The sequence below is a fragment of the Cedecea selenatireducens genome (assembly GCF_042138895.1).
Classification (GTDB): domain Bacteria; phylum Pseudomonadota; class Gammaproteobacteria; order Enterobacterales; family Enterobacteriaceae; genus Cedecea; species Cedecea selenatireducens.
In genome coordinates this window covers 330,104-351,883 of the sequence record NZ_JBHIKW010000004.1, presented here as the reverse complement: position 1 = coordinate 351,883, position 21,780 = coordinate 330,104, and the positions used below count along the sequence as shown (strand labels likewise).

Genomic DNA, 21,780 nt, shown 5'->3' with positions numbered 1-21,780 from the left:
GCTAACCGTCTTCATTCTCACTCCCACACTCTAACTGACGGAAAATCTCCGTGAATAACGCTAATCAAATTAAAACCGGCAGCGACCCGCGCGCGTTGCCGGAATATGCTTCCCTGCGTGATGAACTCGCTAAGCTGAACCATCCGGCGCGCCCGGATGTGAACTGGGCGCTTGTAGAGCAGCTAAGCCTGTCGCTGTTCCGCCAGAATGGCGTGGAGCTTCAAACGCTTTGCTGGTATACGCTGGCCCGAACGCGACTTGCCGGCATGGCTGGCCTTAATGAAGGGCTGGCGATAATGGAAGTTCTGCTGAGCCGGCAGTGGGGCATTATGTGGCCGCAGCCGGTGCATGCCCGCATGGAAATTATGGCCGGGTTTAGCCATCGTCTACAGTCAACGTTGCGCACGCTCAGCCTTAATTACGCTGATTTACCGCTGGTCTATCAGGCAGAACAGCACCTGAATTCGCTGCGCGATGTGCTGCAGCGGCTGGAGCTAAAAAATGCCAGCCAGATGGGCGAGCTCTGCACCTTTATGCACAATGCTGCAATCAGGCTGGAGAATATGGACGCAGGCTCCAGCGCTGCCGTTGTCGTGCCTTTTTCTTCTCCGATCCTGGAAAATCAAATACCTTCAGGCAGCGAGCCGCTGATCTATGTCGCACGTGAAGACCCGGCCTCGCCCGGCGTTGTGAACTTTGTGCCTAAGCCTTCATCGGCACCGCTCTGGCGAAGCTTTGCGGCAGGGATGTTGGTTATGCTGGCCGTGGGGAGTGCAGGCTTTTGGGGCTGGCAAAAAATTTACCCGCAGCCCACAAGTCCGCTGCCGGTGGCGGCAAGTGAGGCATCTCTCGTTGAGCTTGGCCGACTGCCGCCGTTGCTGCTGCAGGATTATGGCTATGAGCTGGCCGGGCGCGCCAGGCCGGAGCAGGTTGAAGGCCTGAAGGCGCAATGGGCACGTTACCTGACCGGCAACGCTTTGCCGCCTGAGCAGCTTTCAGGCTGGCATCAGGGCATGGCGGGCCTGAGCGACCTGACCCGTCGGCTCAACGCGCTGGACGAACGTAAAGGCAAATACCTGACCGGCTCCGAGCTTAAATCTATGGTCTTTACCATGACGCAGCATTTCTCGCGCAGCACGCCTCTGGAAGAGCGCCTGTATTCACTGAGCCAGTCCCCGGCAGGCACGCCGCTACCCGACGCGCAGCTGACGCAAACCAACATGCAAATCAGGCAATTGCTGAACCGCTATGCGCTGATAAAGCAGCAGGCGGAGAAACGCTAAGCCAAACCTGTGATCCACTTAACTTTCTGTCATATCTTTAGCGTCGTTAACGCAAATTTGTGACGTGGCGCGTAATGTTTTTACGCGCCGGGGCCGATGACTTCTGAAGGGAATTCCCCATACAAAGAGAGTCACGGACATGTCGATAAAAACTCTGACCCCACAAAACGGCGTGCGCTTCTGGCATCACATCCGGCTGGTGCCGCTGTTTTCCTCCATTCTCGGCGGCATTCTGCTGCTGTTTGCGCTCTGCATCGGTTTTGCCAGCTACTTTCTTATCCAGAGCGACCGCGCGCTTCAGGATGTCACGGAAGAAATTCAGGTGCGTATGGGGCTGGCGGACAGCGCCAACCATTTGCGTACCGCACGTATCAACCTGATCAACGCCGGGGCGGCAAGCCGCGTCGCGGATATGGATCAGGTTAAACAGAACGTCGCCAATGCCGAAGGGCTCATCAAGCAGGCGCAGGCTGGTTTCAACGCCTATATGGCCCGTAAGGTAAAAACGCCCGAAGACCAGGCGCTGGACAAAGGGCTGCAGGATGAGTTTGCGGCCTATCTCGAAAAAGGCATGAAGCCGATGCTGAAGTTCGCCAAAAACGGCATGTTTGAGGCGATCATCACCCATGAAAGCGAGGTCGTGCGCAAGCTGGACAGCGACTACGGCGCCAACCTGCAAAAAGCAGTCAGCATTCGAACCGAACGGGCAAATGCGCTGAGGGAGCAGGCTGATAACCGCACCAGAACCAGCGTGGCGCTGATGGCCGGGGCCTTTGCGCTGGCGCTTTTCATGACGGTATTTACCTTCATCATGCTGCGCCGCGTGGTGATTGGCCCGCTGCAGCGAGCGGCGAAGCGAATCGAACATATCTCCGAAGGGGATTTAACCCTGTCGGCGGAAGCAACCGGCAACAGCGAAATTGGCAAGCTCAGCCAGCACCTGCAGCATATGCAGCAGCAGTTGGTCAGCACCGTGAGCACCGTGCGCGAAGGTGCAGAAGCTATTTACCAGGGCTCGAGCGAAATTTCTGCCGGTAACACCGACCTCTCATCCCGAACCGAGCAGCAGGCGGCGGCCATCGAGCAAACCGCCGCCAGCATGGAGCAGCTTACCGCCACGGTGAAACAAAACGCCGACAACGCGCATCACGCGACAAAGCTTGCGGAAGATGCTTCGCAGAAGGCCAGCGACGGCGGGCGTATTGTTTCTGGCGTGGTCAGCACAATGGACAATATCTCCGCCAGCTCGAAGAAAATCTCTGAGATAACGGCGGTAATCAACAGCATCGCTTTCCAGACCAACATTCTGGCGCTGAACGCTGCCGTTGAGGCTGCAAGGGCCGGGGAGCAAGGTCGAGGATTTGCGGTTGTGGCAAGCGAGGTGCGCACGCTGGCGCAGCGCAGCGCCCAGGCGGCAAAAGAGATTGAAGGGCTTATCAGCGAGTCCGTGTCGCTGATTGATTCCGGCTCCCGCCAGGTTGCACAGGCGGGCACCACGGTGACGGGGATTGTGGACGCCGTTCGCCGCGTGACCGATATTATGCTGGAAATCGCCGCCGCGTCTGACGAGCAAAGCCGGGGCATTCAGCAAGTCGGGCAGGCTATTCACGAGATGGATAACGTTACCCAGCAGAATGCTTCGCTGGTAGAAGAGGCTTCAGCCGCCGCCGTTTCCCTGGAAGAACAGGCCGCACGGCTGACGGAGGCTGTAGGCACGTTCCGCCTGAAAGCCGGCTCTTCTGCAGCACCGAAAAGTCGTTATGTCGTTCCTTCTCCTGCGTCCACATCGGCGCGGCCGGTTGCGGTTTCTGCCGATAACTGGGAAACCTTCTGATTTAACCCCTTCTGCGGCTCAGCGATGGGCCGCCTCTCACTTCTTTTCACTTCTTCGGGATCGTCGCCCGCACCTTGTTGCGCCTCGCTGGCAGAATCAGTAAGGTGTGCGCAAATTATCAAAATATCCGGAATAATCATGAGTTCAAAAGATCCGCTGCACGGCATTACGCTTGAGGCGCTGCTGACCGCGCTGGTTGAGCGCTATGGCTGGGCGGAAATGGCGCGGCAGGTGAACATTAACTGCTTTAAAAGCGACCCCAGCGTTAAGTCCAGCCTGAAGTTTTTACGCCGCACGCCGTGGGCGCGTAAAGAAGTGGAAGAGATGTATATCGCCTCACTCGACGAGCCTGATGAAAGTGACGCGCAGGCAGAAAGCCCGTGGGCCAACTGGCAGGCTAAGAATCAGGCTAAGAATAAGGAATAATCATGCTAACCGGCCTGAACCACCTGACGCTTGCGGTGCGCGACCTGGCGCGGAGCCTGGCGTTTTACCAAAGCTTGCCGGGCGTCAGGCTGCACGCGCGTTGGGAGTCCGGGGCGTATCTTTCCTGCGGTGATTTGTGGCTTTGCCTTTCTCTGGATGCAAAGGCCGGTGAGCGCCCGGTTCATTATACCCACTATGCCTTCAGCATAAGCGCCGAGACATTTCCTCAGCTTGTTAAAGCGCTGGAGCAGCGCGGCGTTCGGATCTGGAAAGACAACCGCAGCGAAGGGCATTCTTTCTACTTTCTTGACCCGGATAACCACCAGCTTGAGCTGCACGTGGGGGATTTAGCCAGCCGCCTGGCGGCCTGTAGGGAAAAGCCTTACTCTGGGATGACGTTCCAGGAGACGGGCATTACCGTGCGGCAGGCCTCTCTGGCGGAGATCCTCGAGCTTTATCATCGTTTGCCGGAGTTTGACGACAGTCGAAGCGTCGCAGATCTTCAGGCTCGCCTGGCGACAAACCAGACCAGCCTGCTCATCGGCTGCGTGAATGGCATTCCAGCCGGGTTTAAGCTTGGCTATGCGCTGAGCGAAACAGAGTTTTACAGCTGGCTGGGCGGCGTTTTACCAGAATTCAGACGGGATGGCGTCGCGCAGGCCTTGCTGATTGCCCAGGAAAAATGGGCGATGGAACAGGGTTACCGCACGCTTAGCGTGAAAACCCGCAACAGGTTCCGTGGCATGCTAATGATGCTGCTTAAAAATGGCTACCAGCTGGTAGAGCTAGAGCCCCAGGGCGAACCAGACGAGCACCGCCTGCGGCTGCAAAAGCCGCTTTCCGTCTGATTAAACCTTTTCAGCGGCATCTGATAGGCCCGGCGGATTGACCGGGTTAGGCTAGACACTGGTTTTTAACAGGGAGGATCCCGCTAATGATGACATCCGCAACCTTGAGCCAGCCGACAGTTCAGGCTGTTAACACGCTGGGCCAGTGGCTGGCGCAAAGCGATTTTACAGGTGCGCCGCAGGCACAGGATGCCGAGCTGATTATCCTGGCCGGTAACGCCGTGATCCCCACGATTGACGCCGCCTGCGAGTTTGCCGCTAACGGCGAAAAACCGCTGTTGATCACCGGTGGAATAGGCCATTCCACGACGTATCTCTACGCCGAAATAGCCCGACATCCGCGTTATAACACCATTCCCACTACCGGGCGTTCCGAAGCGGCAATCCTGAAAGATATTGCCCACCAGTTCTGGAAAGTCCCGCACGAAAAAATCATCATCGAAGAGAAATCAACCAACTGCGGTGAAAATGCACGCTTTAGCGTGGCTAAGATGGCCGAACTGGGCCTGAGCCCAACGCGCGTGTTGATTGTTCAGGACCCGACCATGCAGCGCCGAACCGTCGCGGCCTTCTCCCGAGTCTGGCAAGGTGATGCGCAGGCACCGGAATTGCTGAGCTGGCCGGGCGTAGTGCCGGAGTTAACTGCAGGCGAGCAGGGCACCGTTTTTGCCGGAGAGGAAGAGGGCCTGTGGCCGCTCGAGCGTTATGTTTCGCTGGCGCTGGGTGAAATTCCTCGCCTGCGCGACGATGCAACCGGCTATGGTCCACAGGGGCGGGACTTCATCGTTCACGTTGATATTCCGCCGCAGGTGATGGCCGCCTGGCATGCTCTCCAGCAGGATATGGCGCTGAGCGCAATGATCCGCGAACGCGGGCTGTAAACCCCGGGCTTTGCCCTGAACAACGTTAAGGCTTAAAAATTACACGCTGAAACAAATTAACGTCCATAATACGTTGATGTTAATGCTCTTTTAATGTTTCTTCGGTATCCTGGCATTTAACGTTTTTTCAGGGCAGGGTCTTTCATGCGCACTAAATACACCTCGTTACAGATTTCGATCCACTGGCTGGTCTTTCTGCTGGTGGTGGGAGCCTACTGCGCCATGGAACTGCGTGGCTTTGCGCCGCGTAGCTACCGGCCGCTCATCAACTCTATCCATTTCACCTGCGGTATCTCCGTCCTGGTACTGATGGTGGCCCGCCTGCTGGTTCGTATCAGGTATCGCGCGCCGGCCATTGTACCCAGGCCGCATCCGGCGGTGACCGGCATCTCTCATCTGGTCCATACGATTGTCTATCTGATGTTTATTGCGCTGCCGGTGCTGGGCTTCCTGGCGATGTACTATCGCGGCAGTGACTGGGTGGCCTTCGGGCTACAAATGCCGGTGGCGGCGGTGCCGGACGAAGACCTGGAGTTCAGCCTTAAGTCCTGGCACGAGCTTATCGCCAATACCGGCTATTTCGTTATCGGTCTTCACGCCTTTGGTGCGCTGTTCCATCATTACGTCTGGAAAGACAATACGCTGCTGCGAATGATGCCGGGCAAACGAGAACAAGAATAATCGCTTAGCGGCGGTGGCCTCCGTGCCGCGCAGCCGCTAGCTTTTTGAATACTGCCGGGGCGAGCAGCCCATCACCCGCTTGAACGCTTTCCCGAACGCACTTTCCGACTCGTAGCCTAAATCCGCGGCAATACGCGCCAGTGAATCTCCTGGCTGGCGCAGCCTGTCGCAGGCGAGCATCATGCGCCAGCGCGTCAGATAGTCGATAGCCGAAGCGCCCGTTATCGCCTTAAACCGTGCTGCAAACGTCGAACGTGACATCCCCACGCGCTCCGCCAGTTTTTCCAGCGTCCAGCCAAACGCGGGATCTTTATGCATGCAGGTCAGGGCGAGGCTCAGCTGCTTGTCTGCCAGCGCATAAAGCCAGCCCACGGCGGGCTGATGGGCTAAGTGCAGCCTAAGCGCCTGAATGAGCATCATCCACGCCAGCTGCTGGATAATCAGCGCGCCGCCGGGGCGAGGCTGGCGCACTTCGTCGGTCATTTGATCCAGCGCCCAGCGCATCGCCGCTTTACTGTCCGGCTGCTGAATGCAGACCACCGGCGGCAGAGAGCTCAGCAGCAGGTCGGCCGCTTCCCCGCTCAGCACAAAATGGCCGCCGACCAGGAAGCAGCTTTCCTGCTGGCCAGGGACAACATCGGGCCCGAGCTTTCCAGCCTCGCGCAGGGTGTAGAAGTCCACCGGCGTGGCGTCAGGTTCAGTCGCCAGGCAAAACGGTGGTCCAGGCGGCAGAAGATAGCAGTCGCCGGCCTGCAGCAGCAGCGGCTCGTTCATTCCCTCAACGGAGAGCCAGCAGCGCCCGGACACCACGGCATAGCACTTAATTCCGGCGTGTTCTGGCCACTGAATCGCCATCGTTTCGTGCAGGGCAACGCCGCCCGAGGCATAGCTCTGGGGTTTAAGCAGGGAAAGCAGTTCAGACAGCGGATCCATATCAACTCCGGACGATAAGACCAAAAATGGCGACTTTTGAACATTGTTCGTATAACTCTTCCTGTTTACAGTAAATCCCGTCGGGCGGCAACTCAGTCCTCAGTGACGGTTTGGGATAATGACTATGCGTATTTTTGTGACCGGTGCGACCGGTTTTCTTGGCTCGGCTATCGTGCAACAGCTGCTGGCGGCGGGGCATCAGGTGCTGGGGCTAACGCGCTCCGAGCGCGGGGCCACAGCTCTGGAGTCCTGGGGAGCGAAAGCACATTTTGGCGATCTGGATAACCTGGCCAGCCTGCAGCATGGGGCGGATCTTGCGGACGCGGTGATCCACACGGCTTTCAATCATGACTTTTCTACCTTTGTCGCCAACTGCGAGGCTGACGGCAAAGTGATTGGTGCGATGGGGGAAGCGCTTGCAGGCTCATCCCGGCCAATGGTTATCACCTCTTTTGTTGCCATGGGGGCAACGGAGCCGGGCAAACCAGCCACGGAGGCGGGCTATAACGTCCTGACGCCGAACCCGCGTAAAGCCACGGAAATCGCTGGAGTAAGCCTGCTTGAGCGGGGCGTTAACGCCTCGTTTGTTCGCCTGCCGCAGGTGCATGACACCGTCAGGCAAGGGCTTATCACTCCGCTGATTGAGCTGGCGAGGGAGAAGGGCCTGGCGGCTTATATTGGCGAAGGCAGAAACCGCTGGTCGGCGGTGCACGTGAGCGACGCGGTGCGTCTTTATGTTCTGGCGGTAGAAAGAGGGATTGCCGGAGCGCGCTATAACGCTGTTGCCGAAGAAGGTATCACCACTAAAGATATCGCCGACGTGATTGGCCAGGGGCTTGGTGTACCTGTGCGCAGCATTGACGCCGACAAAGCCAGCGACCACTTTGGCTGGCTCGGTAACTTTGCCGCGCATGATATGTCGGCCTCAAGCCTTGAGACGCAGCAGAAAACGGGCTGGCGGCCCGTTGGCCCAGGGCTGATTGAGGATTTGCGGCACATGCAGTACCGCTAGACGTACATCGCCCGGATGCTTCCGGGCGATTCGGGGACGATCAGAAGCGAACTTCGCCGCCAAAGATCCAGGTTCTGCCGCGCGCGGTATTGGCCCGGCTAGCATCATCGCCCGGCCCAGGCATCATATTGAGCTTGTTCAGCGCCTCTGAGTAATCCCGGTTCATCAGGTTTTGCACCGTCAGCTTCAGCATCAGATTGCGGTTCACCTCGTAGGTGCCGTAGAGATCGATAATCGTCGGGATCTGCGGCAAATCCTCTTTAATGATGGCGCCCGTATGCTCATCGGTTTCAAAATCAGGCGACAGCCGGCGGGCTTTCCCGGTGTATTTGACGATCGTCCCGAGGGTCAGCGATTCATCGAAGAAACGCACCCCGGCATCCAGCGTCATATATTTTCTTGGCAGCTCGGTCATATCTCCGGCACCGAAGTAGGTGCTGGCGATGGACGTTGGCTGGTCGGTCAGCTGCTGGCTGAAGGAGAGGCGGGTGAAGGCGAACCCTGCGTCGTAGTCCATCTCCAGCTCAACGCCCTGGGCGGTGACGCCGGTGGCAGAGTTCACGTAGATGTACATATTGTCGCTGTAGTCGTCGCTCATGTCCGCCCAGTCGTTGCCAATGACTTCGGACATGCTGCATTTTCTCCCGCTGGAGCAGACCTGGTAAGATTCGCTGAAAATATAGTTCTGGATCCTGCTGCGGTAGCCCAGCATTTTAAAGCGCAACGAATCTTGCTTAGCGATAAGGTCTTTGGTGTCGATATTAAAACCGACCTGCCAGGTTTCGGCGAGTTCAGGCTTTAAGAAGGGGTTCATGGAAGCTCCGCCGGAGTTGGAGAAAAACATCTCCTGAATATTTGGCGCACGCATCGACTTACTGTAGCCGACAAACGGCTGAAGCCAGGGGGTGACCTGAGCCGACAGCTGGGCCGACGGGTTAAAGCCGCTTTCTCGCTCATCGACGTCGTAACTTCCCTGCGGGACGCAGATAACGCGCTCGTCGCAGGGCGGCTTGTGGCCGGTGATTCTGTTTTGCGTGTAGTTGAGGTTCAAGTCTGCCTGCCAGATACCGCGCTTCACCTGCAGCCCGGTATATAACGCCGAAATATCCTGCCGCCCGGAAGGGGCGAACGGATTGTTTTCGATCGACTCCTGGTTGGTTTTCTCATCGCCTGCGGCGGAATTAATGAGCTTGGTGTAGCGGGTGCGCATCAGCTTGCCGCCCAGCGTAAACGCCAGGTCATTATCACCCAGGCTGAAACGGCTGACGTTACTCATGTCCAGGGCATCGGAACGGTTTTGCGCGGAGGTGCTGTAAAAGGTGTACAGCGACTCATCGCGGTATTTCTGATTGCCACGGCTGGTGCTGGCCGTGACGTTAAAATCAATCAGCTCAGAGAACGGGGCGTAGTGGTATTTAATATAATAATCGTCGCTGGTGATGTCGCGGCGCGAAAACTTATTTTCATAAGTTCGGGCAGACAGCTCAAAGCTATTAAATTCATCGGGCTTGATGTCCATTTTATAAAGCTGGGACTTCGGGTTCTGCTTCATGAATTTATCATAACCAAACTCTTCGCTATTAATGCCGGAGCCGTTGGAGAAATTCGAATAAATAGAGCTGCCGCTGATGGCGGCCATGGCGCCGAAGCTCCCGGTATCGGTGAAGGCGTCGGTTTTCCCTGCGGCGGCAATCATCCCGCTGCGCCCGATACCGTTACTGCCTACCGAGAATCGCGATCTCAGTCCGTAATCATTGCCCTTAAAAATAACGTCATCCACGCCAAGGGTACGCATATTTGCGCTTCCCGCCAGGGCGTTAATCCCCGCAGAGCCGCTGCTGTCGCCGCGCGTGACGTCCACACCGACTAAAAAGTTAGGGTCGATGAGCACGCCAGCCTGGTTGTTGGTGGAGCCGTGAACGGTCGTGCCTGACGTGGTGGTGCCGTAAAAGCTTTGGGTAATTCCGTCTACCATGGTGTTAACCCGGCCAAAGCCGCTCATGCCACGAATATTGACGCTCACCGTGCCCTGACCGGGATCGATTTGGGTATAGGTGCCGGGCATGCTCCGCAGCGTGGCGTCCAGGGACTGCAGGTTTTTTCCCGTGGAGCGAGAGCTGGTGGCGCCTGGTTTTTCCAGCGCTTCTTGTTCGCTGGTGATGTTCCCGGCGGAAACGTTAAGCGGGCTAAATACCGCCGAGCCTTTTTTATCTCCGCTGCTTTTATCATTATTTTCTTGTGCCGCCCCGCTGGCGCTGAGCAATAGCATGCCCGAGCCGAGGGCAACGGCCAGTTTATTTACGTTCATACGTGTCCTTGAAGTATCGTAATAAAATAAAAGTTATTTTTATAATTATGTCGCTTTAACGAACCCTCCCCGATAAGGGAGGGGTTTCCGGTTAGCGCTGTTTATCTGCCTCCAGAATAAAACTGTATTCCAGCGCGGTATTTTCCAGGCGTTTTATTCGGCCTGATTTACCGCCATGCCCGGCCTGCATATCGGTCAGCAGAAGTATTTTGCCGGGGCCTTGCTGGTTTTCCCGCAGCTTAGCGACCCATTTGGCGGGTTCCCAATACTGCACCTGCGAGTCATTGAGGCCGCTGGTCACAAGCAGATTAGGGTAGTGCGAAGGCTTCACGTTGTCGTACGGGCTCCAGGATTTGAGTCGCAGATAGTCTGCTTTCCGGTGTGGATTACCCCATTCGTCATATTCGCCCACCGTGAGCGGCAGTGATTCATCCAGCATGGTTGTCACCACATCCACAAACGGCACCTGCGCGACTACGGCGTTAAAGAGGGCCGGCTGCTGGTTGATGACGTTGCCAACCAGCAGGCCGCCCGCGCTTCCGCCCATGGCATAGAGCCTGCCGGCCTGGCCGAAGCCCTGTTTAACCAGGCTATGCGTGGCATCAAGAAAATCGTTGAAGCTGTTCTGCTTGTTCTCCAGTTTCCCCTGCTGATACCACTGCTGGCCCAGCTCGCCGCCGCCGCGCACGTGAACGATAGCAAAGACAAACCCGCGATCCAGCAGGCTCAGGCGGTTGGCGCTGAAGGCCGGATCCATACTCATTCCGTAAGCGCCATAGCCATACACCAGCAGCGGGCTGTGGCCTGGTTTGAACATTTTTTTGTTATAGACCAGCGAAACGGGCACCTTCACGCCGTCGCGTGCCGTGGTCCAAATCCGTTCGCTATGGTAGTCCTGCGGGTCGGTGTTATTCACCTCCTGCCGTTTAAGCAGGGTACGTTCCCCGCTGGCTAAATCCCATTCGTAAGTGCTGGTTGGGGTCGTCATCGAGGAGTAACCGTAGCGCAGCTTGCCGGACTGTGGATCCGGGTTGTAGCCGAGCCAGGCCATATAGCTGGCATCATCGAATTTCAGCGTCTGCTCACCGTGGTTCAGCCAGTTAATCTTGCGGATCTGGCTCAGCCCGTCCTGGCGTTCAGCCACCACCAGCCAGTCTTTAAACAGGGTGAATCCTTCCACCATTTTTCCCGGTTGAGGCGCGACAACGGGCCGCCATTTGTCACCCGGGGCGTGGCTTTTATACAGCCCGAAATTGGCACTTTCCTGATTCGCGCGCAGGTAGAAATCGTCGCCAAAATGGTCGAGATAATACTCAATTCCGGGGGTGCGAACGGCGAACAGCACCGGCGGAGCTTCCGGCCTGTCGGCATCCAGCAGGCGTACTTCTGACGACGTGCTGGCGCTGAGCGTGATAATCAAATAACGGTCGGACGAGGAGCGGGAGAGACCGAGATAAAAGCCGCCATCTTTCTCCTGATAGACTAATTTATCTTCTGCAACCGGCGTCCCTGGCCGGTGCCGCCAGACCTGCGAGGGCACCAGCGTTTGCGGATCGTTGCGCACGTAGAACAGATAGTGACCATCGTTTGACCAGACCATATTCCCGGAGGTGTTGTCGATAGTTTCGGCGAGCCATTTTCCGCTTTGTAAATCACGCAGCGAGAGGCGGTATTGGCGGCGACCGGCGGTGTCTTCCGCGATAGCCATCATCTGGTTATCCTGGCTGACCACCAGGCCGCTTAGCTGATAATAGGCCTGACCTTTGGCGCGTTGATTCCCGTCAACCAGCGTCTGCCATTCCTTTTTACTTCCTGCTGGCTGGCGCTGGCTGACGGCATAATCCTGTCCGGCCAGATAAACATCCTGATAAAGGTAGCCATTGCGCTGGAAGGGGACCGAGCGATTTTCCGGGCTCATCCGCGCGACCATCTCCTGGTACAACTTCTCCGTTAATTCAGCGGCGGGCTGGAGAGCCTGACGGGCATAGTTATTTTCATCTTCCAGGTGACGCAGTACCTTTGCGTCACTGCGGCTGTCGTCCCTGAGCCAAAAATAGTTATCCACGCGGATATCGCCATGTTCAATCAGCTGGTGGGGGATTTTTTCCGTAGCGGGTGGCCGGGGCATGTCGGCGGCAGCGCAGCTCGCGTAAAGCGAACAGGCGATGAACAGCGGCGTAGCTTTCCATAGTTTTTCCATAATACGTCCTTAGCGTCAGGCGACAGGGCATCCTGCCGAAATAGTCAGCATAAAAATAAATTCAGGTAGCGGGGAGCGTAGCGCTAGCTTCGGCTCAGCTCCGTCAGGTCAAAGCTTATTGGCATCATCACGCTATAAACGCCTCCCTTTAAGCGTTCGGTGGGTGGTTTGGGCAGCGGCCGGGCGCGCTCTAAAACCTCAATCGCTTCGCGGTCAAGCGAGCGTGTTCCCGACGAGCTACTCAGCGAACTTCCAATAACCTCTCCCGCAGCGTTCACGGTAAACGTCACGACCGAGATGCCCGTGCGGGCGCGCTTGCGGGCGTCAGCAGGGTAGCGTTTAAAGCGGTTAAGATGGCCTTTTACGCGGCTCTCCCAGGAGTCTTCAAGGCTGTTTTGTTTCGCGGCATCGCTGTTGTACGGCGCGGCAATGCGGGATGAAACAACGCTGGCCTGAGGCGCGGCATTGGTCGAGACGGACGCCTGGCTGCTGTCGCTAGTTTGCTCCCTGACGTTGCGCGGCGGACGCGGTTTTTTCTTCTCGCCTTCGGCAGCTTTTTTCTGCCGGGTGACTTCAATCACCGCGTTTTTATCCTCCGGCAGCGGCCTCTGCTGCTTGTCTTCGGCCTGCTGTTTTTCCTCTGCGGCCGCAGACTCCTGCTGTGCAATCCCCACGGGAAGCGGCTGCAGAGATGCCGGTGCTTCGATGTTATCCGACCACTGCAGCATCACGGCGGGTGCAGGCTGTAAGGCAGGCTGCACCTCCGTTGCCTGCCAAATCAGGGCTAAAAAAAGCAGGCCGTGCAGGAGCAAAGAAACGGTAAACCACACGCCTTTTCCGCTTGTCGGATGCGCATAAAATGTGTCTGTCATTCCCGGCTTACCGTTTTGCTGCGGCCGGGGCGACAAACCAGACGTAATCAGCCTGAGCCTCGGTGACGTTCATGCCTTTTTCCGCCAGCATCAGTACAACCGGCCGTGATGAAGGGGAGAGATCTTCCATATGTAGCGGAACGCCGAAGCTTTTAGACGCGTGGTAGCCGCCGGCAATCAACAGCGCCGGAGCGGGGGCATTCAGCAATTGTTGCGCCATATAGCGGTCACGCTGCTGCTGAATCGCCAGCATTGACGTCAGCTGCTGGCCTTCGATATTCCCCTCGTGCATCGCAATAATGGTTTCCTTCAGCGCGGCCTGCACGGCAGGGGCCGTCGAAAGTTTGCCTTCAGGGAAACGCGGCTCTTTATAAAGATGCATTATCTCGTCGCGGTTGATATTCGCATTGAGCAGAGGGTAAGGGGCACGAAGCGCCTCGGTGACAACGCCGCCGTACATCTCCCACGGCCAGCCTTTTTGCCAGCTAAGCAGTTCCTGGATACGGCCATCCCGCACCAGCGGGTCTTCCTTCAGCCAGCTTTTAACCCTGGTGACGCGCGGCTGCTGGCCTGCCGTTAGCATCTCCAGCAGCACGCTGCCCTGTGGGCGTTTCCGAGCCAGGTTTTGCATCAGCCAGAGCTCAATCTGATGATGTTCGGCGTTATCGTGTTTTTCGCCGACGATAAGCCGTTGAGCGCCAGCGAGCTTAACCAGCAGCTGCCGATCGGTTAGGGTTTCGCCGCTGTGCAAATCAATGATTTGCCCGCGAGCAATGGCGGCCTGGCTGGCCGCTGGGGGAGTGTGAGTGGTTTGGCTGCAGGCGCTGAGGCCCAGGCTGGCTAACGCTATCAAAGACGCAAGGATCAATTTTTTACGCATATCTTTTGCCCGGAGGTAGCCTTCACTGGCTGTTTATATTGATATCGATGATGTATAGCGGGCGGGATGTTAACAAACAATGCGATCAAATGATACTCATTATCATTTGCATTTAATTAGTAAGGGTATGATATGCGCTGCCGATCTCATTAATCGTAGCGATAATGCCGCCAGAAGGCGGCATCTTGCGGGATAAAATAGCGAGAAAGACTATCTGACGTAACGCGGGGCTGGTTGGGCCGCGCTCAGGCGGGTGCTAACCGCCCGGCGCTCAGCTTCCCAGTTATCCCAGTCGCTGCCTTCCTGCAGCGCAGGTATCGTCACTTTCTCGCCAGCGTCCAGGCCGGCCAGTGAGGCATCGACCATATCTTCGGTGCTCATCACCCAGCTTTGCGGCAGGTTTTCATGGCCGCCGACGCCGGTGATGTTCCAGAAGTCCGTGGCGGTTGCGCCCGGCAGCACGGCCTGAACACGCACGCCGAACTCCGCCAGTTCATGCTGCAAAGAGTGGCTCAATGCCAGCACAAAAGCTTTGCTGGCGCCGTAAACGCCGTTCAGCAATTCAGGCGCGATGGCCACAATCGAGGCGATATTGATGATGGTGCCGTGCTTCCGGGCTGCCATTGCCGGGGCAGCGGCATAGGTCAGACGAGTAAGCGCCGTCACGTTCAGGTCGATCATCGCCGTCATTTCATCCACGTTGGCTTCCAGAATGCTTTCCTTCGAGCCGAAGCCGGCGTTGTTAACCAGCAGCGAAATCGACTCATCGTCTTTGAGCCGCGTTTCCAGCTGCAGCAGCTCCGCGGCGTTGCCGAGATCGGCGGTAACTATCTGGACTGACCGGCCGCTTTCCTGGCGGAGACGTTCGGCAACCTGGTTCAGGCGGGCAGTATTACGGGCGACCAGAATCAGGTCATAGCCGCGTTTAGCGAGACGGTCCGCATAGACTGCGCCGATGCCGCCGGATGCGCCTGTGACCAGGGCGGTGCCTTTAGATGCGTTGCTCATTGTGTGACTCCTGAAGAAGGGATGGGTTAACGAACGCAACATTAACACTGGCTTTTTATGTCTTAAATGTCATATAACCGTCTTTTTATGACATCATTAAATGCGGCGGTGCTCATCATGCAGAAAGTAGGTTTTGTCGTGACTCCCGGTTATTCCACCATGGGCTTTGCCGTCATTACGGCGTTTGAAGTCGCTAACCTGATGGCGGAAGCACCGGTTTATGAGCTGCATTTGCTGTCAGAGCACGGCGGCAGGGTGCAAACGTCGGCTGGGTTTGACGTAATGACCGAGTCAATGGCCGATACGCAGTACGATCTCCTGCTGTTTGGCGCCACTATGGAGCAGGCTTCTGCCGCGACCATCGAGTTTGTGCGCCAGGCTGCGGCCTATGCTCGCCGCGTGGCCGCCGCCTGCCTGGGGACATTTTTATTGGCGGAAGCCGGGTTGCTGGAGGGCAGGCGAGCTACCACGCACTGGATGTATGCGCGCGATCTACAGCAGCGTTTTCCCGGAATAAGCGTGGAAGAAGACAAGATTTTTATTTGCGACGGGCCTTACTGGACTTCGGCAGGCATGACGGCGGCCATCGATCTGGCTTTGGCGCTGATTGAGGACGATCTTGGGCCGGACATCGCCCGCACCATTGCCCGTAAACTGGTGCTCTACCATCGCCGTTCCGGCGGCCAGTCACAGTTTTCCTCGCTGCTTGAGCTGGAGCCTAAATCGGACCGCATTCAGAAAGTGATGACTTACGCCCGTGCCCATCTGGAAAACGCGCTCAGCGTTGAGGAACTGGCCGCGGTGGCAAATTTATCACCCCGGCAGTTTAGCCGCAGTTTTCAGGCAGAAACCGGGCAGTCGCCCGCCCGTGCGATAGAGTATTTGCGCCTGGAGTCTGCCCGCATGCTGCTTGAAACCAGTGCCCGCTCCATAGACGAAGTTGCCCGGCAAACCGGGTTTGGCGAGCGGGACAGAATGCGCCGGGCGTTTCTTCGTGCCTACGGCCAGCCGCCGCAGGTTATACGCCGCCAGGCACGGGGCGATGAAGAACTGCAAGCCTAAAACTGGCAGTGGTGATGTATTTTTATCCCTGTATTATCAGGTGGATAATTGTCTGACTGAGAGGGAAAAGGATGGCGAACATCGTTTATTACGTGGCGGCCACGCTGGATGGTTACATTGCCGACAGCCACCACAAGCTCGACTGGCTCATGACCTTCCAGCTGGGGGATGACGCAACGCCATACGATGAGTTTTATCAGACAGTCGGCGCGGTGATTATGGGGGCGGAAACCTACAGCTGGATCCTGAAAAACTCACCAGAGGCCTGGCCCTATGCCGATGTTCCGGCATTTATCGTCACGCATCGTTCGCTCTCCATTCCTGAGGGGAAAAACATCACCCTGGTGCAGGATACGGCCTCCGTAATTGCGGCACAGGCTCGCACAGCCGCCAAAGGCAAAGATGTCTGGCTGGTTGGCGGAGGCAAAACCGCCGCCCTGTTTGCAGCAGCCGGCGAGCTGCAGCGCCTGTTTATCACCCAGATTCCCGTGGTTATCGGGGCGGGGATACCGTTGTTACCGGTGAGTAAATCGTTGAGCTTCAGGCCAGTCACGCAGAAGGTGCTGAAAAGCGGGGCTGTTGAGATGGTTTGTGATGTGGTGGTGGGATGATTTTCTGATGTAGAGGTATTCGCCGGTTAATAGCTGGCGTTTTTAATTTTTGTGCAAGAGAAATTGAACTGTCAGATTCAACTATTTTTCTATCCATCATCGAATAAGCATGGTGTTTGAGCCTTCAATTTTAACTTCTTATTTATAAAGGCAGATTTTTAACAAGGAGAAAAAATGCAATATTTTTATGCTTACCACGGACCGCAAAATGATAAAGCGTTCGACCCTAAAGGAGGCTATGGTACCCGATTGCAACATAATTATGAGCGGGTTAAAGATGGGGATCGGGTCTTCATCATCCAGAAACTCAACGGAAGAAATAGCCCATTTTATCTTTGCGGTGAATATGAAATTACTGGGCATTCTATTAGTAATACACTTAACTATAAATATCGCTTTGAACTGAAAGACATATCACAGTTAGATAATTTCATAGAGCTTGATCCGATAGCATTAAGTAAAACGCTACCACAAAGAGAAGGCGACCGCCGCCTGAGTATATTCCAGCGGCACTTCTGCCGTCAGGGTGCATCCTTTGCGAGAGCACTGGATAGCAACGTCGTTGATGTCTTGCGTTCGCTAGTTGGGGAGGCGGTTGAAGCACAGTTTGAGTATAGGCCTCGCCGAAAAGATGGCCTTAGAATGGCTAAATTTAGGAAAGATCAAGACGCATTCAGGCGAGATGTTTTGAATAACTGGAATAATAAATGTGCAATTACAGGAAGCTCACTTGCCATTGAGGCTTGTCATATCATCAGCCATGCCTCGCAAGGAGATCCCACCGTTGTAAATGGGATTGCATTAGCAGCAGATTTACACCATTTATTCGACAGTGACGATCTAAGCTTTGAAGGTAATAGAGTTATACTGTCAATAAAGGCTCAGAATGAACCGCGATATCACGCACTTCATAATATCGAGATTCAAACACCTAAGACTCCCGTGAAGTTTAAATTTAAATGAATATTTAAATATCAGTCGCACACAAGTGCGGCTGATTGTTATTCATAGTGGTGCGCTAGTGCTGTGTTTAAGTTTTAAGGGTTATGCAGGACACTGTTTTAGACATCTTTGCCTTGGGCAGGGAGATCTGCGGGCCTCAAATTGGCAGTAGTTACAGCACGAAACAGTTTTCAGGCTATCTATAAGGACAGAAGACAGTAGACTCAGTTTACCATCCTGAGGAGTCTGACCATGCCCGTATTTACTGTTACACTGCGAAGCACCGGTACTTTAGATAAAAAAAGAATTTCGGCCGCCATTCACGCCGCTACAATCACAACTGGTTACCCACATAACGATCTGTTCCAGCGCTTTATAAGCCTCGACGATGACTCGCTTTATGTGGACCCAACTTATCCTGACCTGGAATCCCCGCGTAGTGCTAATTTCGTGCTGATTGAGGCGGCGCTGTCCGCTGGTTCTCCTGATGCCCGCAAGCAGCTGCTCCTGCAGTCACTGGTTCACGAGCTTGAGCTGATTGGACTGGACAGCAACGATCTGATGGTGCTTTTCAGTGAGATCGATCGCCTGAACAGTTCATTCGGCGGGGGCAGAAGAGCCTCACCTGTCTCTATGTCACAATAAGGCCGGGCGTGTACATGAACGCCCTCGTGAAGCAGCATTAATATCACGCATATTGATCAGGTCCGGGAGTCTGATGCAGCGCTGCTAAGCCGACTGGCAAAGCAATACGATGCCGTCAGTAAGCCGAGCGGCAGATACTGGCTTTTACTGCCGCAGGGCGCTGGAACTACAGCGAAGGAGTCAGATGAATTAAGAAGGCACTGGTAACCGTACTTCACCGGCGCCTATCTTGTAGACTTGTTGAGAGCAGCTATTGGTTCCCTTAAAGCGGAACTCAACCAGGTAGGTACTGCCTCCCTCGGGGATAAATTGAGAGAAGAGTGGGCCACATGAACCAGAGGTATTAATTTGTTGGCCATAATCAGACCAGCCAGAAGTACCCCTGATTCGAATACTGTGCTCTGCTTCGACGGTTTTCTCAATCTGCAACTGCTCGTCGGAAATTGCCCCACGAGTATTTTCAGTCAGAGTGGCAATCCAGGGCAGAAGCTGCTCTCGCCCGCTATGGAAGACTCGGCCAATAGGCGTAAAACCTTCGCTGGTCGGCGTTGAAGAATCAACTGCGTAATTCACTGCCATGGGCATGCCCGCCGAGCGGAAGACTATACGGGCCTGGCTATTTTTGACCGCGACCGTAGCTACCGGAGGCTCTTTGTATTCGGGTACCCCTTCGGCGCAGCCAGTCAGCAAGCCAAGCATTGCGCAGGCAGCACCTGCTGATAAATTCAACTTCCTTAACATAATGAGTTTTTTACCCCAGTGTGATTTTCGAAAATGGTGCTCATGACAAATAGTTTATTGCATACATTTTTCATTTCGGGTTTTATCTTAAATAAAGTTTGGTTGTATCCCGGTCGGCGTATTGTACTGGCATTATCGTCAGTATTTCTAAGCTAGAGAAACTGCCTTATATATTGGATTTATGCTTCAATAAATAATTCGGACATAACTGGCTGAGTCCGACCTGCTATCTACTGATAGTGTCATTCCCGTACCATTGGTAGAAAATTTGTTTTCTATTCTCTGGTTGTGTTTATTTCATACAGGCTTGTTTGTGGAATTCTACCCAGATAATAATTATGAGAATCACCGTTCAGATATAGGCCTTCATTGTAAACCGAATCGATCGGATTTCCTACAAGGCGGCGATTACCCCCCCCTTTTTATTGTATTAGCTAATAAATAAGGTACTATACCCCCCTACAGTAAAGTAAACCATCCTTAACCACCTGTTTTTATTTGGTATTTTTCGTTATTTTTTTATTCGGGGGCACTGTGGGGGCAACACCTAATTTCTGATTTAGCATGCTGACCTGCTCACCATCGAACTCCTTGATCCACGACGAATAAACACGAAAAACCATTTCAGCATCTTCATGCCCGAGCTGGCTGGCAATAAACGACGGGTTTGCGCCGACGGATAAAGCCCAGCAGGCGAAGGTATGTCGGGATTGATAAGGCGTCCTCCGGCGGATGCCAGATTTTTTTATTGCGGCATCCCAGCGATCGGCGATTGACTGAGGCGTAAAAAATTTGCCTGGCATGTTACGTGATAAGCCAGAGACAAAGACAAATCTATGCTGCTGCAGTTCGCTTTTACCGTACTCTCTGAATTGCTGGCGGATCTCCACTGGTGGTAAATTCCCCGTTAATAAAAATTGTGCTCGCAGGGCATCGAGAGCTGGAGAGAGCAGAGTGATTACCCGGTCGCCGGCCAGCGTTTTTGGCGGAACAAAATCACCCAGGCTTGTCAGGTTCCTGCAGATGTGAAGCGTGCCTTTTTCAAAATCCACATCAGCCCACGACAGCGCGGCGAGCTCCCCATGCCGCGGACCGGCGTTGATGGCCAGTTGCCACATATTCCGGTCCTGCCCGGCGTTAGCCAGCATCATTGCGGCATATTCATCACGCAGTAGCGGATCGGGTTTAGTACGGGCCTTGTGTAATTTGGTGACGTGCTCAAAGGGCTTGCTACGTATAAATTTGCTGCGGTAAGCAAACCGCAGGATCTGGCAGACTAGCGAGATATAGTCATTGACGGTGTTAACGCTCCGGCCAGTTCTATTCCGTTTACTTCCTTCCTTATAAAATGTCTCTCCCCTCAATAATTTCTTCCTGTACTGCATCATGTCGCTGTGCGTGATCTTATCGATGGGCGTTCTCTCGCCAATGATGATAGCTATGCTTTTAAGCTGGGCCTTCATCCTGGCCATCGTATTTTTGGAAACCTCTTCCTCTTTGGCATCCATCCACAATTCAACAAGCTCTCCCCACGAACGAGCTACCCGGGCCGAAGTGAATTTTTTAACTGAACTGGACTCGGGGAAGCGCAGGGTATAATCAAACTCGCCAAGCTGGATCTCACTGACAATGACTGCTCGAAGATTTCCCGCCTTTTTGATGTTAGAGCTGCTCACGGTCCAGCCTTTCAGTACTTCACGGCAGCGGATGCCGCGATAAGTAAAAGAAATGCGGATCTTGCCGTTGTGCAGTTCAACACCTGTCGGGAACACCATTACAACTCCTCTATAAGTTGGTTGATTTGCGGAAGGTTGTACCAGAGCAATCCTCTTTTAGTTTTGCCGCCGGTAACGGACTGCCGCTTGTAGTGAATCCCTTCGATCCAGACCCCATCACGAAGAGCTTTGATCTGCCGCTCACTTAAACCTGTGCGTCCAGTGAGGGCAGCAGCGACCATCCATTTATCGTTGAAAATGACCTGTGGCATGTAAAACCTCAGAACGGCTTACACAATACTGTGGGAGTCGATTTGAAAATGATTATTGAAAATCAGGCGCCAGTGCGGCGCCCTGGTATTATTTTTTGGTCTTTGCCGATTGCTTTATGCAGACGCAGTTAAATTTTGAGACGGTTACTTTTTCCTCAGAGGTTCTCCCGGCTTCTTTGCTTCGCGATAACATCTTTTCGCACTGCTCTCGCGTGAGCCTTTTCTCGGAAAAGCGCATCCAGTCCACAGGACCTCCGCCCGGCTTTTTCACTACTGCAGTTATTTTGTACACGACCGTCTCGCCAATAAATCACTGACAGCAACATCCTTCAGGCGCCGGTGTATCTCATCAAAGAGTCCGTAACCCCGGCGCTTTGTTTCGGTACCCACAGCATCAAAAATATCACCGACAGTGATTTGTTCCAGTGAACGAGTTAGCGCATAACCCCCTGTCTTTCCCCTGATTGAAGTGATAAGGCCTGCATGCCGAAGTACTGTCGCTGTGTGTTCCATATTGCTTAGAGAAGAACCAGTGTTATGGGCGATTTTGGCCACGGATTTGTTTTCGCCAGCGAGCTGGATCAGGAAGGCGAGGGCAACATCGTGTCTGCTTGAAATTATCATCA

At 54.8% G+C, this 21,780-nt stretch carries 22 protein-coding genes and 2 pseudogenes; 13 read left to right on the top strand and 11 right to left on the bottom strand.

All coding sequences use genetic code 11. The annotated features are described in order from the left end of the window. Positions 1-50 precede the first annotated feature (50 nt). From ACE38U_RS09570 to cybB, 7 genes and pseudogenes are all read left to right on the top strand, one after another. A complete protein-coding gene (locus tag ACE38U_RS09570) occupies positions 51-1,283 on the top strand; it encodes a VasL domain-containing protein (protein WP_375529633.1) in 1,233 nt (410 codons plus the stop codon). A 139-nt stretch (positions 1,284-1,422) separates the two neighbouring features. After that, positions 1,423-3,117: a methyl-accepting chemotaxis protein gene (locus ACE38U_RS09565; RefSeq protein ID WP_375529632.1), complete on the top strand. Its 1,695-nt coding sequence runs from the start codon at positions 1,423-1,425 to the stop codon at positions 3,115-3,117. A 135-nt stretch (positions 3,118-3,252) separates the two neighbouring features. Beyond that, a complete protein-coding gene (locus tag ACE38U_RS09560) occupies positions 3,253-3,543 on the top strand; it encodes a VF530 family protein (protein WP_144244083.1) in 291 nt (96 codons plus the stop codon). Positions 3,544-3,545: 2 nt separating this feature from the next. After that, positions 3,546-3,944 (top strand): annotated as a pseudogene (fos, locus tag ACE38U_RS09555) (fosfomycin resistance glutathione transferase); the annotation flags it as partial. Beyond that, positions 3,936-4,391 carry a GNAT family N-acetyltransferase gene (locus ACE38U_RS09550; RefSeq protein WP_375529651.1) on the top strand — a complete coding sequence of 152 codons (456 nt, stop codon included), beginning with the start codon at positions 3,936-3,938 and terminating at the stop codon, positions 4,389-4,391. The pseudogene fos and the gene ACE38U_RS09550, both read left to right, overlap by 9 nt. Positions 4,392-4,477: 86 nt before the next feature. Beyond that, positions 4,478-5,272, top strand: a complete 795-nt coding sequence (locus ACE38U_RS09545; protein ID WP_375529631.1) for a YdcF family protein — start codon at positions 4,478-4,480, stop codon at positions 5,270-5,272. Positions 5,273-5,416: 144 nt separating this feature from the next. Then, positions 5,417-5,953 carry a cytochrome b561 gene (gene cybB, locus ACE38U_RS09540; RefSeq protein ID WP_375529630.1) on the top strand — a complete coding sequence of 179 codons (537 nt, stop codon included), beginning with the start codon at positions 5,417-5,419 and terminating at the stop codon, positions 5,951-5,953. A 36-nt stretch (positions 5,954-5,989) separates the two neighbouring features. Here cybB and ACE38U_RS09535 read toward each other — a convergent pair whose 3' ends face one another. Continuing rightward, positions 5,990-6,886 carry an AraC family transcriptional regulator gene (locus tag ACE38U_RS09535; protein WP_375529629.1) on the bottom strand — a complete coding sequence of 299 codons (897 nt, stop codon included), beginning with the start codon at positions 6,884-6,886 and terminating at the stop codon, positions 5,990-5,992. 124 nt (positions 6,887-7,010) lie between these two features. On the opposite strand from ACE38U_RS09535, the gene ACE38U_RS09530 reads away from it, so the two are divergent. Continuing rightward, positions 7,011-7,898 (top strand): SDR family oxidoreductase, encoded by an 888-nt coding sequence (locus ACE38U_RS09530; protein WP_375529650.1) that lies wholly within the window; start codon positions 7,011-7,013, stop codon positions 7,896-7,898. A gap of 40 nt (positions 7,899-7,938) precedes the next feature. Here the strand turns inward: ACE38U_RS09530 and ACE38U_RS09525 are convergent, their stop codons facing one another. The 5 genes from ACE38U_RS09525 to ACE38U_RS09505 all read right to left on the bottom strand — a co-directional run bounded on the left by ACE38U_RS09525 (position 7,939) and on the right by ACE38U_RS09505 (position 15,166). Then, entirely contained in the window at positions 7,939-10,206 is a 2,268-nt protein-coding gene (locus ACE38U_RS09525; protein ID WP_375529628.1) for a TonB-dependent receptor domain-containing protein, read from the bottom strand. Positions 10,207-10,297: 91 nt separating this feature from the next. Further along, positions 10,298-12,406: a S9 family peptidase gene (locus ACE38U_RS09520; RefSeq protein WP_375529627.1), complete on the bottom strand. Its 2,109-nt coding sequence runs from the start codon at positions 12,404-12,406 to the stop codon at positions 10,298-10,300. Between the two features lie 83 nt (positions 12,407-12,489). Then, entirely contained in the window at positions 12,490-13,278 is a 789-nt protein-coding gene (locus ACE38U_RS09515) for a TonB family protein (RefSeq protein WP_375529626.1), read from the bottom strand. A gap of 7 nt (positions 13,279-13,285) precedes the next feature. Further along, a complete protein-coding gene (locus tag ACE38U_RS09510; RefSeq protein ID WP_375529625.1) occupies positions 13,286-14,158 on the bottom strand; it encodes a ChaN family lipoprotein in 873 nt (290 codons plus the stop codon). A 210-nt stretch (positions 14,159-14,368) separates the two neighbouring features. Further along, on the bottom strand, positions 14,369-15,166 hold the full coding sequence (locus ACE38U_RS09505; protein ID WP_375529624.1) for an SDR family NAD(P)-dependent oxidoreductase: 798 nt from the start codon (positions 15,164-15,166) through the stop codon (positions 14,369-14,371). Positions 15,167-15,283: 117 nt separating this feature from the next. On the opposite strand from ACE38U_RS09505, the gene ACE38U_RS09500 reads away from it, so the two are divergent. The 5 genes and pseudogenes from ACE38U_RS09500 to ACE38U_RS09480 all read left to right on the top strand — a co-directional run. After that, positions 15,284-16,228: a GlxA family transcriptional regulator gene (locus ACE38U_RS09500; protein WP_375529623.1), complete on the top strand. Its 945-nt coding sequence runs from the start codon at positions 15,284-15,286 to the stop codon at positions 16,226-16,228. A gap of 71 nt (positions 16,229-16,299) precedes the next feature. Further along, positions 16,300-16,839, top strand: coding sequence for a dihydrofolate reductase family protein (locus ACE38U_RS09495; protein WP_375529622.1), 540 nt, complete (start codon positions 16,300-16,302; stop codon positions 16,837-16,839). A 174-nt stretch (positions 16,840-17,013) separates the two neighbouring features. After that, positions 17,014-17,802 carry an HNH endonuclease gene (locus tag ACE38U_RS09490; protein ID WP_375529621.1) on the top strand — a complete coding sequence of 263 codons (789 nt, stop codon included), beginning with the start codon at positions 17,014-17,016 and terminating at the stop codon, positions 17,800-17,802. Between the two features lie 231 nt (positions 17,803-18,033). Next, a complete protein-coding gene (locus ACE38U_RS09485; RefSeq protein WP_375529620.1) occupies positions 18,034-18,426 on the top strand; it encodes a tautomerase family protein in 393 nt (130 codons plus the stop codon). Between the two features lie 36 nt (positions 18,427-18,462). Next, a pseudogene (locus tag ACE38U_RS09480) lies at positions 18,463-18,597 on the top strand (contractile injection system protein, VgrG/Pvc8 family); the annotation flags it as partial. 18 nt (positions 18,598-18,615) lie between these two features. On the opposite strand, the gene ACE38U_RS09475 reads toward ACE38U_RS09480, so the two are convergent. From ACE38U_RS09475 to ACE38U_RS09455, 5 genes are all read right to left on the bottom strand, one after another. Next, positions 18,616-19,125 carry a hypothetical protein gene (locus ACE38U_RS09475; protein WP_375529619.1) on the bottom strand — a complete coding sequence of 170 codons (510 nt, stop codon included), beginning with the start codon at positions 19,123-19,125 and terminating at the stop codon, positions 18,616-18,618. A 536-nt stretch (positions 19,126-19,661) separates the two neighbouring features. After that, entirely contained in the window at positions 19,662-20,942 is a 1,281-nt protein-coding gene (locus ACE38U_RS09470; RefSeq protein WP_375529618.1) for a site-specific integrase, read from the bottom strand. Continuing rightward, positions 20,942-21,154, bottom strand: a complete 213-nt coding sequence (gene xisR, locus ACE38U_RS09465) for an excisionase family protein (protein WP_375529617.1) — start codon at positions 21,152-21,154, stop codon at positions 20,942-20,944. The genes ACE38U_RS09470 and xisR overlap by 1 nt, the downstream gene beginning before the upstream one ends. Before the next feature lie 88 nt (positions 21,155-21,242). Further along, on the bottom strand, positions 21,243-21,392 hold the full coding sequence (locus tag ACE38U_RS09460) for a DUF1187 family protein (RefSeq protein WP_326979647.1): 150 nt from the start codon (positions 21,390-21,392) through the stop codon (positions 21,243-21,245). 41 nt (positions 21,393-21,433) lie between these two features. Then, positions 21,434-21,778 carry an RrF2 family transcriptional regulator gene (locus ACE38U_RS09455; protein ID WP_375529616.1) on the bottom strand — a complete coding sequence of 115 codons (345 nt, stop codon included), beginning with the start codon at positions 21,776-21,778 and terminating at the stop codon, positions 21,434-21,436. Positions 21,779-21,780: the final 2 nt, after the last annotated feature.

What these genes read in the sequence shown, in the direction of transcription:
- ACE38U_RS09485 (WP_375529620.1), top strand. Translation starts at nt 18,034, where the DNA reads ATGCCCGTATTTACTGTTACACTGCGAAGCACCGGTACTTTAGATAAA.
- ACE38U_RS09515 (WP_375529626.1), bottom strand. Translation starts at nt 13,278, where the DNA reads ATGACAGACACATTTTATGCGCATCCGACAAGCGGAAAAGGCGTGTGG.
- ACE38U_RS09460 (WP_326979647.1), bottom strand. Translation starts at nt 21,392, where the DNA reads ATGCGCTTTTCCGAGAAAAGGCTCACGCGAGAGCAGTGCGAAAAGATG.
- ACE38U_RS09550 (WP_375529651.1), top strand. Translation starts at nt 3,936, where the DNA reads ATGACGTTCCAGGAGACGGGCATTACCGTGCGGCAGGCCTCTCTGGCG.
- ACE38U_RS09490 (WP_375529621.1), top strand. Translation starts at nt 17,014, where the DNA reads ATGCAATATTTTTATGCTTACCACGGACCGCAAAATGATAAAGCGTTC.
- ACE38U_RS09520 (WP_375529627.1), bottom strand. Translation starts at nt 12,406, where the DNA reads ATGGAAAAACTATGGAAAGCTACGCCGCTGTTCATCGCCTGTTCGCTT.
- ACE38U_RS09455 (WP_375529616.1), bottom strand. Translation starts at nt 21,778, where the DNA reads ATGATAATTTCAAGCAGACACGATGTTGCCCTCGCCTTCCTGATCCAG.
- xisR (WP_375529617.1), bottom strand. Translation starts at nt 21,154, where the DNA reads ATGCCACAGGTCATTTTCAACGATAAATGGATGGTCGCTGCTGCCCTC.
- ACE38U_RS09525 (WP_375529628.1), bottom strand. Translation starts at nt 10,206, where the DNA reads ATGAACGTAAATAAACTGGCCGTTGCCCTCGGCTCGGGCATGCTATTG.
- ACE38U_RS09470 (WP_375529618.1), bottom strand. Translation starts at nt 20,942, where the DNA reads ATGGTGTTCCCGACAGGTGTTGAACTGCACAACGGCAAGATCCGCATT.
- ACE38U_RS09510 (WP_375529625.1), bottom strand. Translation starts at nt 14,158, where the DNA reads ATGCGTAAAAAATTGATCCTTGCGTCTTTGATAGCGTTAGCCAGCCTG.
- cybB (WP_375529630.1), top strand. Translation starts at nt 5,417, where the DNA reads ATGCGCACTAAATACACCTCGTTACAGATTTCGATCCACTGGCTGGTC.
- ACE38U_RS09545 (WP_375529631.1), top strand. Translation starts at nt 4,478, where the DNA reads ATGATGACATCCGCAACCTTGAGCCAGCCGACAGTTCAGGCTGTTAAC.
- ACE38U_RS09495 (WP_375529622.1), top strand. Translation starts at nt 16,300, where the DNA reads ATGGCGAACATCGTTTATTACGTGGCGGCCACGCTGGATGGTTACATT.
- ACE38U_RS09475 (WP_375529619.1), bottom strand. Translation starts at nt 19,125, where the DNA reads ATGCTTGGCTTGCTGACTGGCTGCGCCGAAGGGGTACCCGAATACAAA.
- ACE38U_RS09505 (WP_375529624.1), bottom strand. Translation starts at nt 15,166, where the DNA reads ATGAGCAACGCATCTAAAGGCACCGCCCTGGTCACAGGCGCATCCGGC.
- ACE38U_RS09500 (WP_375529623.1), top strand. Translation starts at nt 15,284, where the DNA reads ATGCAGAAAGTAGGTTTTGTCGTGACTCCCGGTTATTCCACCATGGGC.
- ACE38U_RS09535 (WP_375529629.1), bottom strand. Translation starts at nt 6,886, where the DNA reads ATGGATCCGCTGTCTGAACTGCTTTCCCTGCTTAAACCCCAGAGCTAT.
- ACE38U_RS09530 (WP_375529650.1), top strand. Translation starts at nt 7,011, where the DNA reads ATGCGTATTTTTGTGACCGGTGCGACCGGTTTTCTTGGCTCGGCTATC.
- ACE38U_RS09565 (WP_375529632.1), top strand. Translation starts at nt 1,423, where the DNA reads ATGTCGATAAAAACTCTGACCCCACAAAACGGCGTGCGCTTCTGGCAT.